The organism is Paenibacillus sp. LS-5 (assembly GCF_056121505.1).
Window position 1 is genome coordinate 76647 of the sequence record NZ_JBWAVA010000021.1, and the last position, 15034, is coordinate 91680.

At 45.3% G+C, this 15034-nt stretch carries 17 protein-coding genes and 1 pseudogene; 3 read left to right on the forward strand and 15 right to left on the reverse strand.

The window, feature by feature from the left end; all coding sequences use genetic code 11:
* The first annotated feature begins 156 nt into the window (after positions 1-156).
* Genes AC0MA3_RS23315 through AC0MA3_RS23325 form a run of 3 tightly spaced genes read left to right on the forward strand, consistent with a single transcriptional unit; the run spans position 157 to position 2022 of the window.
* Positions 157-1011 carry an ABC transporter ATP-binding protein gene (locus AC0MA3_RS23315; protein ID WP_379150918.1) on the forward strand — a complete coding sequence of 285 codons (855 nt, stop codon included), beginning with the start codon at positions 157-159 and terminating at the stop codon, positions 1009-1011.
* Positions 1004-1660 carry an ABC-2 transporter permease gene (locus AC0MA3_RS23320; protein WP_379150915.1) on the forward strand — a complete coding sequence of 219 codons (657 nt, stop codon included), beginning with the start codon at positions 1004-1006 and terminating at the stop codon, positions 1658-1660. The genes AC0MA3_RS23315 and AC0MA3_RS23320 overlap by 8 nt, the downstream gene beginning before the upstream one ends.
* Complete coding sequence (locus AC0MA3_RS23325) at positions 1657-2022, forward strand: GntR family transcriptional regulator (RefSeq protein WP_474657989.1); 366 nt, start codon at positions 1657-1659, stop codon at positions 2020-2022. Before AC0MA3_RS23320 ends, AC0MA3_RS23325 begins: the two co-directional genes overlap by 4 nt.
* Here AC0MA3_RS23325 and AC0MA3_RS23330 read toward each other — a convergent pair.
* From AC0MA3_RS23330 to AC0MA3_RS23400, 15 genes and pseudogenes are all read right to left on the reverse strand, one after another.
* Positions 1979-2530 carry a hypothetical protein gene (locus AC0MA3_RS23330; protein WP_474657990.1) on the reverse strand — a complete coding sequence of 184 codons (552 nt, stop codon included), beginning with the start codon at positions 2528-2530 and terminating at the stop codon, positions 1979-1981. The two genes, AC0MA3_RS23325 and AC0MA3_RS23330, sit on opposite strands and share 44 nt — an antisense overlap.
* Before the next feature lie 112 nt (positions 2531-2642).
* On the reverse strand, positions 2643-3122 hold the full coding sequence (locus AC0MA3_RS23335) for a DUF6985 domain-containing protein (protein ID WP_474657991.1): 480 nt from the start codon (positions 3120-3122) through the stop codon (positions 2643-2645).
* Positions 3123-3770 carry an HNH endonuclease gene (locus tag AC0MA3_RS23340; RefSeq protein WP_474657992.1) on the reverse strand — a complete coding sequence of 216 codons (648 nt, stop codon included), beginning with the start codon at positions 3768-3770 and terminating at the stop codon, positions 3123-3125.
* The gene (locus AC0MA3_RS23345) at positions 3689-4384 is read right to left on the reverse strand and encodes a hypothetical protein (RefSeq protein ID WP_474657993.1); all 696 of its coding nucleotides are present in this window, start codon (positions 4382-4384) and stop codon (positions 3689-3691) included. Before AC0MA3_RS23345 ends, AC0MA3_RS23340 begins: the two co-directional genes overlap by 82 nt.
* A gap of 349 nt (positions 4385-4733) precedes the next feature.
* Positions 4734-5171, reverse strand: coding sequence for an SMI1/KNR4 family protein (locus AC0MA3_RS23350; protein WP_474657994.1), 438 nt, complete (start codon positions 5169-5171; stop codon positions 4734-4736).
* Positions 5171-6313 (reverse strand): annotated as a pseudogene (locus AC0MA3_RS23355) (HNH endonuclease signature motif containing protein); the annotation flags it as partial. The pseudogene AC0MA3_RS23355 and the gene AC0MA3_RS23350, both read right to left, overlap by 1 nt.
* Positions 6314-6443: 130 nt before the next feature.
* On the reverse strand, positions 6444-6899 hold the full coding sequence (locus AC0MA3_RS23360) for a DUF600 domain-containing protein (RefSeq protein ID WP_474657995.1): 456 nt from the start codon (positions 6897-6899) through the stop codon (positions 6444-6446).
* Between the two features lie 17 nt (positions 6900-6916).
* Positions 6917-7633: a DNA/RNA non-specific endonuclease gene (locus AC0MA3_RS23365; protein WP_474657996.1), complete on the reverse strand. Its 717-nt coding sequence runs from the start codon at positions 7631-7633 to the stop codon at positions 6917-6919.
* A gap of 34 nt (positions 7634-7667) precedes the next feature.
* Positions 7668-7799: a hypothetical protein gene (locus AC0MA3_RS23370; RefSeq protein WP_474657998.1), complete on the reverse strand. Its 132-nt coding sequence runs from the start codon at positions 7797-7799 to the stop codon at positions 7668-7670.
* Positions 7800-7951: 152 nt separating this feature from the next.
* Positions 7952-8371 carry a hypothetical protein gene (locus AC0MA3_RS23375; RefSeq protein WP_379150879.1) on the reverse strand — a complete coding sequence of 140 codons (420 nt, stop codon included), beginning with the start codon at positions 8369-8371 and terminating at the stop codon, positions 7952-7954.
* A gap of 14 nt (positions 8372-8385) precedes the next feature.
* On the reverse strand, positions 8386-8802 hold the full coding sequence (locus AC0MA3_RS23380; RefSeq protein WP_379150875.1) for a tetratricopeptide repeat protein: 417 nt from the start codon (positions 8800-8802) through the stop codon (positions 8386-8388).
* A 17-nt stretch (positions 8803-8819) separates the two neighbouring features.
* Positions 8820-12830: an HNH endonuclease gene (locus AC0MA3_RS23385; RefSeq protein ID WP_474657999.1), complete on the reverse strand. Its 4011-nt coding sequence runs from the start codon at positions 12828-12830 to the stop codon at positions 8820-8822.
* A gap of 197 nt (positions 12831-13027) precedes the next feature.
* Positions 13028-13822: a glycoside hydrolase domain-containing protein gene (locus AC0MA3_RS23390; protein ID WP_474658000.1), complete on the reverse strand. Its 795-nt coding sequence runs from the start codon at positions 13820-13822 to the stop codon at positions 13028-13030.
* Between the two features lie 46 nt (positions 13823-13868).
* On the reverse strand, positions 13869-14171 hold the full coding sequence (locus AC0MA3_RS23395; RefSeq protein ID WP_474658001.1) for a hypothetical protein: 303 nt from the start codon (positions 14169-14171) through the stop codon (positions 13869-13871).
* Positions 14172-14257: 86 nt separating this feature from the next.
* A partial coding sequence (locus tag AC0MA3_RS23400; RefSeq protein WP_474658002.1) for a cellulose binding domain-containing protein occupies positions 14258-15034 on the reverse strand: 777 nt, incomplete at its 5' end.

Sequence of the window (15034 nt, forward strand, 5' to 3'; positions counted from 1 at the left end):
TTCATATATAAAGTAAGTTAGGGGAGGGGAATTACAACTGGGATGGGAAGAAAATTTCGGTACCGCACCAGGGAATGCGAAATACCCATTGACATTCGTAAAAACCTTATGGTACATTGTGCATACACGGAATACACAATTTCGAGGAGGTATGGTATGCTGGCACTAGATATTAGAAATTTAAATAAAAAATATCCGCAATTTCAGGTCAAAGATGTATCTTTTCAATTGGAGAAGGGCTACATCATGGGGTTCATCGGGGCGAATGGCGCAGGAAAAACAACTACAATAAAATCGATCTTGAACATGGTTCAAGTCGATAGCGGCGAGATATACATTCTTGGCAAGAACATCGCTGATCACGAAATTGACTTGAAGCAGGAGATCGGATGCGCATTCGGTGATATCGACTTCTATACACGGAGCAAGATCAAGACGCTGACCGATATTACGAAGAAATTTTATAAGAATTGGAATGATGAAACATACTACAATTATTTAAAGAGATTCAAGCTGGATGAGAACAAAAAAATAGCGGAGCTATCCAGAGGAATGAAGGTAAAGTACAGCTTGGCCCTTGCTTTATCGCATGGCGCAAAGCTACTCATCCTGGATGAACCGACCAGCGGACTCGATCCTGTCTCAAGAGACGATCTGCTCGATATCTTTCAGGAGCTCATCATTGGCGGCGAGATTAGCATTCTTTTCTCTACACATATTACCTCCGACTTGGAGCGATGTGCGGATTTTATAACCTACATTGAACAAGGGCAAATCATTGCCAGTTCAGAGAAACATGAGTTTAAAGAGTCTTACCGTTTACTCAGCGGCAGCGAAGCCCAATTGAGCGAAGTGAAAGAACATTTGATTTCCTACAAAATCAACTCCTTCGGTTTTACCGGATTGATTCATGCCAAAGACTTTGATCCACGCTCTAACCTAAGGGCAACCACTCCGACCCTCGATGAAATCATGATCTACTTCGCAAAAAAGGAGGATGTATATGTATAATTTGGTGATGAAAGATTTAAAATTAGGAGTAAACCCTTGGTTCTTCGTATTACCCTTAATTATGGGCGGCTTAATGCTTGTTCCCGGCTGGATCTACTTTATCGTACCGCTATATTTCTGCTTCATAACGATACCGAATATGTTTGGCGGATTTAAGAGTCAGAATGATCTGATGTTTAGTACGATGATGCCTGTGACCAAAACAGACATCGTGAAGTCCAGGATAACCGTTGTTGTTATTCTTGAACTCATGCATCTCCTCATTGCAATGATCTTCAGTATTTTCACGTTTCGTTTGTACCCACATCTGACTTACTTTTTCTATCCGCCGTATATGGGTTTTTGGGGATTAAGTTTCATCATGCTGGCGATCTTCAACATCATATTTATATCCATGCATTACAAGACGGCGTATAAGTATGGCGCGGCAACGACCGCATCCACTACGGCCGCTATCCTTTTTGCCGGAGTTGCCCAATGGGCCGGTATCCAAAGTTCTTGGATAAACGACATTTTCTATGGCTCAGGAACGGATAATACGGCACTGCAGCTATCCATTTTGATCGCAGGTTTCGTTATTTTTATAGCATTCACCCTAATTGCCTATCGGATTGCCGCAAAGAGATTCCTGAAAGTGGAGATATTATGAATGTAACGATTTCGAATAGTTCCGAGAAACCGATTTATCAGCAGCTTTACGAACAGATCAGCGCCCAAATTTTGAAAGGCGAGCTGGAAAGCGGCTATTGTCTACCGCCCATTCGTCAGGCAGCCCTGGAGCTTAACGTTAGTGTAATCACTGTTAAGAAAGCTTGGGAGGAACTGGAACGAAGCGGTTTGATAAATACGGTAACAGGTAAAGGATGTTTTGTAGCCAAATTCTCGCCCGACGAGATGCTGCAGATACGTAACGAAATGATCCTTAAGCAAATGGAGAGCGACACCTCATACTACAAGTCCTTCGGTCTCACCCTTGATGAAGTAATTGGGCTGTTGAATAAGATTTATTAGCAGCCCCATTCAGACGCTTACCCTTACGCTCCAGCTGGAACCGCTTGAACTTGAACTTCTGCAGAATCCGGTCCACCAGACCCTGGAGCTTTTTGGCCCCCTTCATAAGCCCCTTTTGCAGGCTCTTGATCACGATTTTGCCACTGCGGATGATCATGCTACCGCTCTTGGACGCAAGCTTGGCTCCGGATTTCAGCAAGCTCTTGATACCCTTGACTCCTGCACCCGCTACCTTCTTCGCACCAGTGGCCGCAGCTCCAACGCCTTTCTTCACGGCTTGTCCGGCTTTGTTCAGCCCTTTGCCGATCGCTTTGAAGCCTAGCTCCATCGCCAGCTCCACGAGTCCCATCGCGAGGGCGGTTGCCAGCGCAATGGCGGCCGGCTCGATCATCTTCTGCCAGCCCTGGCTCAGGTAGGTGCCAATATAGCCGGAAGCTTGGACAATAGTCTGTGCCACGGATTTAATCGCATCCGCTTGCAAATACATCGTGATCAGGTTGATAATCATCGGGAGATTCTCTGAAAAGTTATTAAAGCGATAAATGAAAAAATAAGGTCGATTATTCAGTCACAGACTGTAATCGACCTTGTATTAATAATTATTACGTTTTTATGAACCCTCAGAGAACTATATCCTGATAACCTACTTCTACTATTTTTTCATTTTCGAATTTCACAGCAAGACCATGCTCCGGTTCCCAAGTACATTCAAGTAATAAACCAACTCGTCTTACTTTTTCATCAAATACCATTGGGAATAATATTCGCTTTGGCTCAATCAATTCAGATAATTCTTCCATATTTGAGATGACAGGTGCCATTTTATCAGCATACTTTTCCCCAAGCCTCTCTCTATATTCCTCAATAACTTCTAAATAATATTTAAATATTTCATCCTCCACATTCATTAGTAATTCATTTATGTTCCTAAAGAAAAATTTATAAGCAATTATTTGAGCATCTTCAAACTCAGCATCTATATCAGCATCAATCGAAAGTGTCAACGACTTTTCATATCCAAACATTTTTATTAATATATTTTTTTTCCATCCATAATCATAATTCAGTTGACCAAAAACTTGATGTTCAATTTGATACACTTAATTCACACCCTCCAATAATTTTTTTTCGAGTTTACTTACCTCTGAGACTCCCCCTAAGTGCCCAAATTTAGCATTAATTATTGTAGGAATTAGTTCCATCGATACTTTATCATTCATTTCATGCCATGTGTATTTATTTTTTATTCTCCAATTTTCCACTTCCTTCCATGATACATTCCATTCTTTTGCCAATAATTCATCTGCTTTTCTAAAGTTATCATCTCTATTAATTGACATACCTTCTATTTCAACTTTTCCTTTAGAAACAGTTGAAAAATCTGGAACAGCATCTTTGTATTCTATCCCTTTTTTATCATACCTATCTAATATTTCTTGTATCTCTTTATTCTCATGATGAAAGGTTGATTCTCCTCGCTGCCCAGTCCAACTCCCATTATTAACCGGTGTTTGAACAATTCTTTCTTCATAAGTACTTTCAAATTCAATAGAATTTTTTTCACTTTTTGAATTAATAGCAGCAAAATCAATCTTACCATCTTTTCTACCCATTGCTGAATTATAGGCTTCTATTCTTTCCGAAGTCTTCAATTTACCAAGTTTATCTAATTCAGCCTGAGTGCTGATTCCCGCTTTTCTTCCATCCAGATTTTCAACTTTTTCAAACGTGCCATCAGCCAACAGCACCCAAGGATTAACCTCGCCATACAGACGGATATGCTTACCCTTGCGCTCCAGCTTGAACCGCTTGAATTTGAACTTCTGCAGAATCCGGTCCACCAGACCCTGGAGCTTTTTGCCCCCTTCATGAGCCCCTTTTGTAGGCTCTTGATCACGATTTTACCGTTACGGATGATCATGCTGCCGCTCTTGGATGCGAGCTTGGCTCCGGATTTCAGCAAGCTCTTGATGCCCTTGACTCCTGCACCTGCTACCTTCTTCGCACCAGTGGCCGCAGCTCCATCGCCTTTCTTCACGGCTTGTCCGGCTTTGTTCAGCCCTTTGCCAATGGCCTTGAAGCCCAGCTCCATCGCCAGCTCGACGAGTCGCATCACGAGGGCCGTTGCCAGCGCAATGGCGGCAGGCTCGATCATCTTCTGCCAGCCCTGGCTTAGGTAGGTGCCAATGTAGCCGGAGGCTTGGACAATAGTCTGGGCCACGGATTTAATCGCATCCGCTTGCAGATACATCGTGATCAGGTTGATAATCATCGGGAGCGCAGCGGTAATGGCCCCACCTGTGATGATCTCTGCAGCCACGACACCAACCAAGATGCCTGCAAGGGCAGCCAATAGCTTCAATCCATTACTCTTCATCCATTTTATTACATATGATTGATGTATTAATACCCTGTTGTTTATTTAGCTACCAAGATTTGATGTGATACGTCCTGGTTGAAGCCCTCATACTAGTAAAACTCTGTTCACTGTCCAGATTCCTGAGTTCGATTGAGACGGAACAGATTTCACTCTTAGAAGGCTTCCAGATTTCAGGACCTGAAGAACCAAGAGCACATGTGGGGGAAGGGAATTCGATTTGGACTTGGTCCCTATAGTTCTTTTAGCTTTGTAAAAAAACAAAAAAAGGGTCAATATTGGTATAATCCAACCAAAATTGACCTAAAATTATTTTTCCATAAAAACCTGTTTATTAGTCCACTAATTCAAGATAGTACTTGTCATCCTTCTCTATTTCAACTAAGAAATCTTTAAGAGAATCTGCAATCTGAGTATCATAGTAATATATTGGATTATTAATACTTTCGTTTAGATCGATTGACATCAACGCTGTTTCATTACCTTCAAAAAATATCAGTTTGTTAACCTCGAATTCATCGTAAATCTCTATATCAGGATAATATTTGTAATCATTCTCCCTCAATCGAAAATCCCTTATAGAATAAGGATCCATAATTCGATTTACATTATTTTCAGAACCTTTAATAAACCCATAACCAACTTCTAAAAAGAGTTTTTTTAATTCATTTGGAATTCTTAAATTCAAGGCTTTCTCCATGTTACTTATCTCATTCTCAGTTACTGGATAAAAAGTATTAAATGAATTTCTTTTTATGAAGTCATAACTCATTACCTCGCACCTCCGCTAAATAAACTATTTGCTGGAGAACCTGCTCCATGGATACCACCTTGATGTTCATCAGGAAATTTTGCTGGATGCATATTCCACCACTCATGCTCTCCACCAAAACTATTTTCAATGATATGATGTGCATCATACTTATCACCTTTTTTCCTGATAACTTTCCCACTATTTTCTGAGATGATATCTTCTTCATAAGTAGGCCATTTTTGACCTGTTTTCGATTCCCATTCAGTAATTACTTCATCTCGAACTTTATCGAATTCCTTTCTGTTCTTAGCCGTTTGCTTAGCAGACTTTTTGGTATACTGTTTATTTCTCAAAGCATCCTTTAATCTATCCAGCTGTACTTTTGGTAGTTTTCTCCCCGTGCGTGCTTCAATATCTTTAATATAGCTCCTTGCTAATTTAGAATCAAATTCAACATCGACCTCTAAATGAATGGCATCTTTTTCAGAATCCACAATACTATCAAAATCAATCTTACCATCTTCTTTAGCTACTGCATTATTATAGACTTCTCTTCTCTCAGAAGGCTTCAGACTCTTGATTTTGTCATACTCAGCTTGAGTACTTATTCCGGCCTTTTTACCATCAATATCGTCTACTTTTTTGATTCGTCCATTAGCCAGCAACACCCACGGATTAACTTCTCCGTAGAGTAGAACATGATCTCCCTTGCGCTCCAGCTTGAACCGCTTGAACTTGAACTTCTGCAGAATCCGGTCCACCAGACCCTGGAGCTTTTTAGCCCCCTTCATAAGCCCCTTTTGCAGGCTCTTGATTACGATTTTTCCGTTACGGATGATCATGCTGCCGCTCTTGGACGCAAGCTTGGCTCCGGATTTCAGCAAGCTCTTGATGCCCCTGACTCCTGCACCCGCTACCTTCTTCGCACCAGTGGCCGCAGCTCCAACGCCTTTCTTCACGGCTTGTCCGGCTTTGTTCAGCCCTTTGCCGATCGCTTTGAAGCCAAGCTCCATCGCCAGCTCCACGAGTCCCATCGCGAGGGCCGTTGCCAGCGCAATAGCGGCCGGCTCGATCATCTTCTGCCAGCCCTGGCTTAGGTAGGTGCCAATGTAGCCGGAGGCTTGGACAATAGTCTGGGCCACGGATTTAATCGCATCCGCTTGCAAATACATCGTGATCAGGTTGATAATCATCGGAAGATTCCAGGAGGAGTTATTATTTCGAAAAAAGAAAAATAAGGTCGATTATTCAGTCAATAGACTGTAATCGGCCTTTTTTCAAATATACATATTAAAGAACCTTACTTTTTATCTCCTCAAACCATTCATCTGCAATATTATGAGCCGTTTTAATATCATCATGAGTATATATTAATTCATACTTGTATTCCGCTTGAAGCCTGCCACTCGTAACATCATATATTAATTTCATCTCAGTTGGCATGTCTCTTTCATATTCCTCGCACAATTTTTTGATATTAGCAATATTCTCATTTATGATTTCTAATACCTTAAACATTCGTTCCGAGGACACATCATATCTTTCCTCCCCGTTCTTCAATGCATCATTGACTTTGTGGCACTCTAGATACTTATTATTAATTAAATAAAAGAAACAACTTGACACAATACCTTCTTCACTTGAAGCGTAAATAAATATCTTATCGGCTCTATCTTCAACAAATTCCATACATATAGATACCATATCTGCTTGTAATTCACTAAATATCTCTTCAAATTCCTTCATACTGATTTCCACTCCTTTTAATTATTTTCAAAAACATTAATGCCCGGTTTACCGTCAACAGTATATTTAACAATAAATTTATCCGGACGTATACCTTCTTCAGAGTAAATCATCTCAATATCAACTGTTACTTTTTTGGGAGGCTTTGCGTTTAATGCAGCAGCCCACATATTTTCAATTTTCTTAAATTGTTTCTGATTAACATCTGATAGTTGTGATACCAAATTATCAATTTTAGGTGAGCCTCCAAACCTATCACCTGCCAAATGTCCTGCATCGTCTTTACCTTTTATTTTACCAGGTGTATTTTTGCTATGCGGTAATCTTTCTTTTCTCTTTGTTAATTGCAAATAATCAGTTTCAAACTTAGAAAACCTACCTAGATTATCTGTTTCATAAAAATAATCATACTCTCCAGTTTTATACCTAATATTAGGATTTAACTTATTTTTTCTTCCATTTGTATATTGTTCCCCTTTGCCAACTAATGTTTTATCCTTAATTATTGAACCATCTTTATCCGTTCTCTCAACACTATTAAACTCAATCTTACTCTTATCCCCATCTGCATTCATAGAGACTTTTTTTATTTCTGTACCTTCTAGCTTACTGAGTTTACTATGTTCTGCATCACTAAGCTTGATCGGTTTCTTGCCATCGAGTTCTAGTTTTTTTAATTCCTTTTCGAGATTCTGCTCCTTGATGTCCCGCAGTTCCCCGTCAATCAGCAGCACCCAAGGATTAACCTCGCCATACAGACGGATGTGCTTACCCCTTGCGCTCCAGCTTGAACTTGAACTTCTGCAGAATCCGGTCCACCATACCCTGGAGCTTTTTGGCCCCCTTCATAAGCCCCTTTTGCAGGCTCTTAATCACGATTTTGCCATTACGGATAATCATGCTGCCGCTCTTGGATGCGAGCTTGGCTCGGGTTTTCAACAACAATAGTAGGGGGAGGAAAGATTTTATAATACCAATTGGGGAGGAAAACAAAAATACAACCACCCTAGTGCGTGTTGCTCCGGGGTGGTCTAAAATAATCACAGGCTACATTATTTTTCCTTAAAAAACTTTAAATATTTTACCTCTTCACCCTCAAAACATCTTCCTTTTGATTTTTGATCGGCAATATAGAAAAGTTCTCTAGCCATTATCGGATCAGTAGATTCAAATGCTACTCTTCCCGCCAAGAATTCTCTCTTCCCGCTATCTACTCTCTCAAGGTCACAAATAAAAATAATATTAGCCCATCTTCGTGCTTGTACATAATCTTCTGCCAACAGACAAAACTGTATCATGTACTCCACGATTGTATAACTTTCATCATAGGTTACTTTAGGATATGGAAGTAAGTCCCACCCGCTCTCAAGTATACTTACAGCCTCCGCAAATTCCTTATTTTTATATTTTTCTGCACAATCTCTAAAGAGACTATCAATCTTTTCTTTTAATGGTGGTTGAAGTAATACCATTTCTTTTCCCTCCTTCAGATTAAGCTTTTGATAGAATTAAAGTATTTTTCATCTTCCTCGTCAAAAATATCCTGACCTTCTAACATGTACGCCCTTAATAAATACTCCTTGGACTGTTCAAAATCTTGGGTTTCAAAAAGAGTTTCTCCAATTCTTAAAAGAATTAAAGGATTGAATTTACCGTCAGGACAATTCAAGGCGTTATAAAAATATTCTTTTGCTATTTTATATTCTTTTTTCATAAGATATACCTCACCAAGCGTAGTGTATATCCATGTACTTGCTTCCCAATCACTCTTTGGATTGGGGACTAATTCTAGTGCTGATAAGTATTTAGTTATCGCTAGATCTACTCTGTTCTCGTCTAATAATTCATCACCGATCTCACATAATATTAAAATTTTTCCATGTATTTCGTCAGTTAATTCCATGAATTAGGTTCCTTTCTTTATTTAAGTGGCAACTCATAATTTTGTCCAAGTTTTGCCCCTTCTGAACGATTTAGTTTGAAATGATCAAGTACATAATTTTCTGATTTTAACATCCACTCTCTAACTTCTTTACTCTTAGCTCCAAGTTTTTTGCCTACATTATTCCACCAAGTGACAGCATCAGTTAGGTGGGCCATATCAGCCTCACTAATATCATACCATTTTCCATCACTTGCCAAAAACTTAGTTTTCCCAAATATATCTTTAGTTATTTTACCTTCAGCTTCCATTCTTTCTATAACCTCTCGACCAGTCCTGGATTTTTTCCCAGGCGTTCGCCCCAAATACTTTTCTCGTAATTTTTGGGGTCTCTTTCTATTAAAATCTATCTTACTCTTATCTCCATCTGCATTCTTGGAGATTTTTGCTCTCTTTTCAATGTCTATTTTATTAAGCTTACTATATTCCGCATCGCTAAGCTTGATTGGCTTCTTGCCATCGAGTTCTAGTTTCTTTAATTCCTTTTCGAGATTCTGCTCTTTGATGTCCCGCAGTTCCCCGTCAATCAACAGCACCCAAGGATTAACCTCGCCATACAGACGGATATGCTTGCCCTTGCGCTCCAGCTTGAACCGCTTGAACTTGAACTTCTGCAGAATCCGGTCCACCAGACCCTGGAGCTTTTTGGCCCCCTTCATGAACCCTTTTTGCAGGCTCTTAATCACGATTTTGCCGTTACGGATGATCATGCTGCCGCTCTTGGACGCAAGCTTGGCTCCGGTTTTCAACAGGCTCTTGATGCCCCTGACTCCTGCACCCGCTACCTTCTTCGCACCAGTGGCCGCAGCTCCAACGCCTTTCTTCACGGCTTGTCCGGCTTTGTTCAGCCCTTTGCCGATCGCTTTGAAGCCAAGCTCCATCGCCAGCTCCACGAGTCCCATCGCGAGGGCCGTTGCCAGCGCAATAGCGGCAGGCTCGATCATCTTCTGCCAGCCCTGGCTTAGGTAGGTGCCAATGTAGCCGGAGGCTTGGACAATAGTCTGGGCCACGGATTTAATCGCATCCGCTTGCAGATACATCGTGATCAGGTTGATAATCATCGGAAGTGCAGCGGTAATGGCCCCGCCCGTGATGATCTCTGCAGCCACGACACCAACCAAGATGCCTGCAAGGGCAGCCAAAAGCTTCAATCCATTACTCTTCATCCATTTTATTACATATGATTTAATCTGGTCAAACAGCATTTTCGCATTGCTCGCACGAAGTTTCGCGCCATCGGCAATTTTGCTGCCCAGGCTTTGATCCGCTTTTCCAGTATCGAATTCTGCCATGATGCTGTCCATGGTGGCCGGATCGCGGCTGCCGGAGAGCTGCTTGCTCTCCCCGTCCTTAAGGTTTGCTTCCTGCACCAGCGCCGGGTCCATCTCACCCGCTTCGACCGACTCCATTTCGATGTCGTCTGCGGTAAGCTTCTCGTCCGTCGCTTGACCGGATGCCTGCGCCTGCTCTGCCGCTGCACCTTCTGCCGCTGCACCTTCTGCCGCTCCTGCCCCCATAGGCTTGGAGATGTCTACTCCGAGCAGATACTCCCACATCTTGCCTTCCAGGTGACTGAGTGAACGCTTCGCCGCCTTGCCGAGCGCCCCCATCCGCGCGAGCACATCCAAGAAAGTAGCAATGAGCAGGTTGCCCAGGCTTGAGATTAGCTTGGTATAGAAGTTCTGTACCGCAGCCAGCGCCTGGTCCACCTTGGCGGCCAGGAAGTCCATGACCTGCGTGACTTTGGTTTTGAGCTTCTGTGCCAGCTGGTTGACGGCCTTCACGGCCTTGTTGACGACGCCGTCGATTTTGCTGCATATTTTGGCGGCGATGCCCGGGAATTTGGCAAACACCACGGAGACTAGTTTTTTGAGCAGCGTACCCAGGCCTTTGATTAGGTTGGTGATCAGCTTGCGGCCCAGTTCGATAATGCCCAGCACGGCTTGTTTGGCTTTTTCAAAAATGAACTTCACTGCTTTGCGGAGTCCCTCGAAAATAAAGTTGACCGCTTTTTTGACAAGATCGACCACGGCTTCAAGTTTGTCCTTCACCCAGCCGAGGAAGCCGCCTTTTTTCTCTTCCTTTGCTTTCTCTTCTGCATGCTTGCCGTCGGCATCCTTCTTGGCTTTGCTGTAGGCCTGAGTGGCTTCCCGCTCCGCTTCAGACTGCTTTTTCTGCGCTTCCCGTTCTTTTTCGGTTCGGACACTGTTGATCTCGCCCTTTTTCTGCTGCGCTGCCGCTCCGGCCTGTCCGGCATAGTCGGCTTCGGCCGCATCCAGCTCTTGTTTCCATTCCCCGCGCAGGTTGTCGACTTCCGCCTTGGCTCCGGCCTGCTGGCTGAGCTGCTTGTTCTTGGCATCGGCTTCCGCCTGCTGGATCTGGGCGTGGCTGTCTGCTTTGGAGATCAGCACCTTGCTGTCGAATTTCGCTTTTTCCTTGCTGTATTCCGCCTGCTTGGCACCCAGCTGCTTCTTCATTTCCGGGGCAAGACTGCGATTGAGTCCGGCCGTCATGTCCGCAGGCACTCCCAGTGCGGGCAGCTTCTTAGCTCCGGGTGCGTTGCCGCCCTGCAGCTCTGCGGAAGCCTTCACCGTAGAGCCGTCCGGCTCGGGATAGATGTCATTCTCACCAAACGGAGTGTGGATCTGGCCCACCTCCGCCTGCTTGGCTGCCCCTACCTGCTGGGACGCCTCCTGATGGAAGCCTTCAAGCTGGGAGGGGTCCGCCTCCCCGGTCATGCTGATGCCCGGAGGCTGCGCCGCAGCGGACCGGATTTCACCCATGATGGCTTCGGGATTACCTTCCGAGCCGGAAGATCCGATGTTCATTCGCTCTAGGTTGCCTGTAGACGCAGTCCCGCCAGTACGCTCGCTTCTGTACCCCTCCGGAGCGGAGTGTTTCAGTGGCGCCGGCTTTTTCCGGGCTTGAAAGACTTTGCCTTTCAGCCCTGTCGGGGCAGGAATGGTCGGAAGCCCCTGCCGGGTCTTCTGCTTCTGCTTCGCGAAAGCCCCAGCAGAAACATCCACCACCTGGGCGTAGGCGTCCCCCATCTCTGTCGGCTGAACCCGGGTCAGCTGATCGAGGATCTGTCCGGGATCCTCGCCGTGGATGTTCACCTTCTTGGCCTTGGCCGGCTCTTCCTTTCCGTCTCCGGCCAACGCGCCCAACGCATCTCCTAGCGAAGGTTCCTTCGCGGCTACTTTTGGTGCAGGTTCCCCCGAAGTTTCCTTACCCGGCTTCGATTCCATTTCCGCCTTGGACTCTTTGCCTTCCTTGGACTCTTTACCTTCCTTAGCATCCTTAGCATCCGCCGGCTGTTCTTTTCCATCCTCTTTAGCCTTCGAACCCATTGCCGGTTCTTCAGCTGACTGATGAGCTTCTAGCTTCTCTTTACCGGCCAGCTGCCCTCCATCCGTCTTCCTCTTGCTACCTTCTTGGCTGGAAGAAGAAGTTCCCGCCAAGGATTTGACCCACGTTTTGAGTGTAGTGGCAGTCTTTGCTCGGATGCCGGACTTTTCATTCTGCTCGGCCTTCGGCTCAGTCTGAGCGCTGACGGGTTGTGCCGTTAGTGCAGGTTCCTGCGCCTGAGGCTGCTGCTGCTTACTTGCAGATGGCTCCGTAGTGGCTGAAGGCGCCAATCGGTCCGTATCCAGAGAGGCAGGCTCCTGCTTAGTCCGGGAATCCCCCGCAATCCCCTGCCCCTGCTCACCCTGCTTCGCACCTGTTGCCTCACTTGACTGACTACCTTCCTTGCTATCCTTGAGACTGGATAACAATTGAACCACGGCACGGTTGCCGAGGGTACGCTGGAGCGCCAGCTTGTCTTCCCGGCTTAAGGAGGCCGGGTTCTGCCGGATACGCCGGATGATCTCCACCGGGTCTGGTAGCTTGGCCGTTGCCGGCTTCACGAAATTCGATGGTTTGCTATATGGTTGATGGCTGCCCGAAGTGTTCTCTTTGTCCTTGCTTACGGTTGCATGGGTCTGCAAACGGATTCCCCCTCTGTAAAAAAATTGCTCCTATAGATAAAGTAAAATCCATAGCGCTTTTTACAGCCGGAAGGGAAAATAAATCTATTTATTGCATCCATTCACCTCTCATTCTCCCTCTAAATAAAAAGTAAAAAGCCACCCGAAGGTGGCTGTTAACAGCATTTATACCAAGTCTACTATACTGGTGGGTAGTCCTACTTCTCCCCTTCCACAGCTTGACCCGATGCTTTGCGTACCTCATCTGCCAGGCGGTGGAATTCCTCTCGGGATTCCGGGCTACCTGCCGCCATATAGGCAGCTTTAATGAAGGCTATGATCTTATTCGCATCCTCTTTGACCAGCATATATTCCTTCACCCCCCCGCCCGAACTCGTCGGCGGGGAAGGAACCGCAGTCAACGTGTTCCACCATCCCGCATCACCGCTGGACAGATTAATATCCACATTCACGCCGTGGATCGGCTGCCCGAGCCCTTTGGGGCCATTATCGTATTGATAGATGTGTATGCCTTCTGCTTTCCGGCCTCTGCTCCAGGCGTAGGTCTGCCAAAAACCTGTACATGCCTTGGCTGCCATCACCGCTTCAACAACTGCCGCACTTCCGTATACACCCGTTCGGAACTTCGGTGAGGCTTCACCCGCAGCCTTGATATACTGGATTACCGAAGCCATCTGGCTTGCTGAGGCATCGAAATCTACCGCAAAGTAAATCCGGCTTCCCTCCGGCTGGCCGACAGCTATCGCCGTTTGCGCTGCAGCCGCCCCGTCAGCAAGACCTGCGGCGCGTCCTCCCAGCGCACGGCTGGCTGTTGTCTCGTATACAGAGACAATTTGCAGACCGGCAGCGCTGATAGCTGCCGCCTCAGCCCTGGTGAGTCTTTTCCAGCCAGAAGGTACCAGGTACCGGCATACGAATTCATAACCGTCCTCCCGGAACCGCTTCGCTAACGTCTTCGTCAGCGGTGCCGCACAATCAAATCCCTTGGCCATTGCCGTATCCTCCTTCCTCATCCATCATCCGCCCCTGATATTTCTGCTACCCGATCAACAGCTTCATCAGAAGACCCAAGGCTGCAATGAATAACCCTGCACTGCTGATGATGGTTCCCACCAGCCACCGCTGGCTTTCTCCTTGCCTGACCTTCAATCTGGCCAGCTCATCCCGTATTTCATCCATACGCAGATGGGCCGATTTGCTGCTCTGCATAGCCTCTAGCGCAATATCCCTTGCGCTGTTCATAATATCGAGCTTCGTTTCTACGCGGGTCAACCTTTGCAGAATTTCATTCATGTCGTCTGGCATATCGTACCCCCGGAATGGAGCTGCTTGATCTCTCATTAAGAATATAGGCTCCAGGCTGCAGCCAATCTTACAGGAATGCAGCCTGGAAGCTGTTACGCTGTTACAATGTAGTTCTTGCTGGCTTACGGTTCCATGCCTGCAATCAGATTGCCGGAAGAGTAGACCGTAATTTTGTTGGTATCTGTATAATCTGTTGCCGACGCATTGAAGGAATAGTCATTCGTCTGGGTATAGTTGGAAAAATTAGATTTCCAGAACCTGCATTGGATCTCAACTTCTTCACCCGGCTTCAGACTTCCCGCACCGCTGGAGAAGCTGATCTCCAGGTAATAATCGCTACCGGTCTTGCTGGCGGCCTTTTGGAAGCTTCCTGTAACATAGGACTGAATGTTGCTGCTGGAGCTCGATACCCGTGCGTAATCGGTATAGTAGCCCTGCGTTTTCTCTCCATCAATGGTGTAGTAATATCTAAGCTTAATGTTTGAAAGCTGAATAGTGCTGCTGCTTGTGTTCTCAAAGGTTATTCTCGGAGCAATCGTATTGGTGAGGCTCGTTCTGGTTCCGTTGTACGATTGGACTTTGAAAACCTGAGTAACGGTTACGTACTGGACTGCTGTGGATACATTTCCGTTCGCATCAGTAGCAGTCCAGGTGACAGTTGTCTTGCCTATCGGAAACCCATCCGCAGGAGCATCATTTTTCAATGTGTATCCAAAAATATCATTCACTGTTGCCTGGCCCAAAGTCACTTGTGTTTTGACGCCTTTCGCCATGATGGTTACGTCTGCCGGTACTTTAAGAACGGGCTTCGTTGTATCCACCACTGTAATCTTTTGTACACCAGTCGTTACGTTGCCGTTCTCATCTGTAGCTGTCCATTTCACTTCAGTTACACCCAG

What these genes read in the sequence shown, in the direction of transcription:
- AC0MA3_RS23315 (WP_379150918.1), top strand. Translation starts at nt 157, where the DNA reads ATGCTGGCACTAGATATTAGAAATTTAAATAAAAAATATCCGCAATTT.
- AC0MA3_RS23320 (WP_379150915.1), top strand. Translation starts at nt 1,004, where the DNA reads ATGTATAATTTGGTGATGAAAGATTTAAAATTAGGAGTAAACCCTTGG.
- AC0MA3_RS23325 (WP_474657989.1), top strand. Translation starts at nt 1,657, where the DNA reads ATGAATGTAACGATTTCGAATAGTTCCGAGAAACCGATTTATCAGCAG.
- AC0MA3_RS23330 (WP_474657990.1), bottom strand. Translation starts at nt 2,530, where the DNA reads ATGATTATCAACCTGATCACGATGTATTTGCAAGCGGATGCGATTAAA.
- AC0MA3_RS23350 (WP_474657994.1), bottom strand. Translation starts at nt 5,171, where the DNA reads ATGAGTTATGACTTCATAAAAAGAAATTCATTTAATACTTTTTATCCA.
- AC0MA3_RS23360 (WP_474657995.1), bottom strand. Translation starts at nt 6,899, where the DNA reads ATGAAGGAATTTGAAGAGATATTTAGTGAATTACAAGCAGATATGGTA.
- AC0MA3_RS23370 (WP_474657998.1), bottom strand. Translation starts at nt 7,799, where the DNA reads ATGATTATCCGTAATGGCAAAATCGTGATTAAGAGCCTGCAAAAGGGG.
- AC0MA3_RS23375 (WP_379150879.1), bottom strand. Translation starts at nt 8,371, where the DNA reads ATGGTATTACTTCAACCACCATTAAAAGAAAAGATTGATAGTCTCTTT.
- AC0MA3_RS23380 (WP_379150875.1), bottom strand. Translation starts at nt 8,802, where the DNA reads ATGGAATTAACTGACGAAATACATGGAAAAATTTTAATATTATGTGAG.
- AC0MA3_RS23390 (WP_474658000.1), bottom strand. Translation starts at nt 13,822, where the DNA reads ATGGCCAAGGGATTTGATTGTGCGGCACCGCTGACGAAGACGTTAGCG.
- AC0MA3_RS23395 (WP_474658001.1), bottom strand. Translation starts at nt 14,171, where the DNA reads ATGAGAGATCAAGCAGCTCCATTCCGGGGGTACGATATGCCAGACGAC.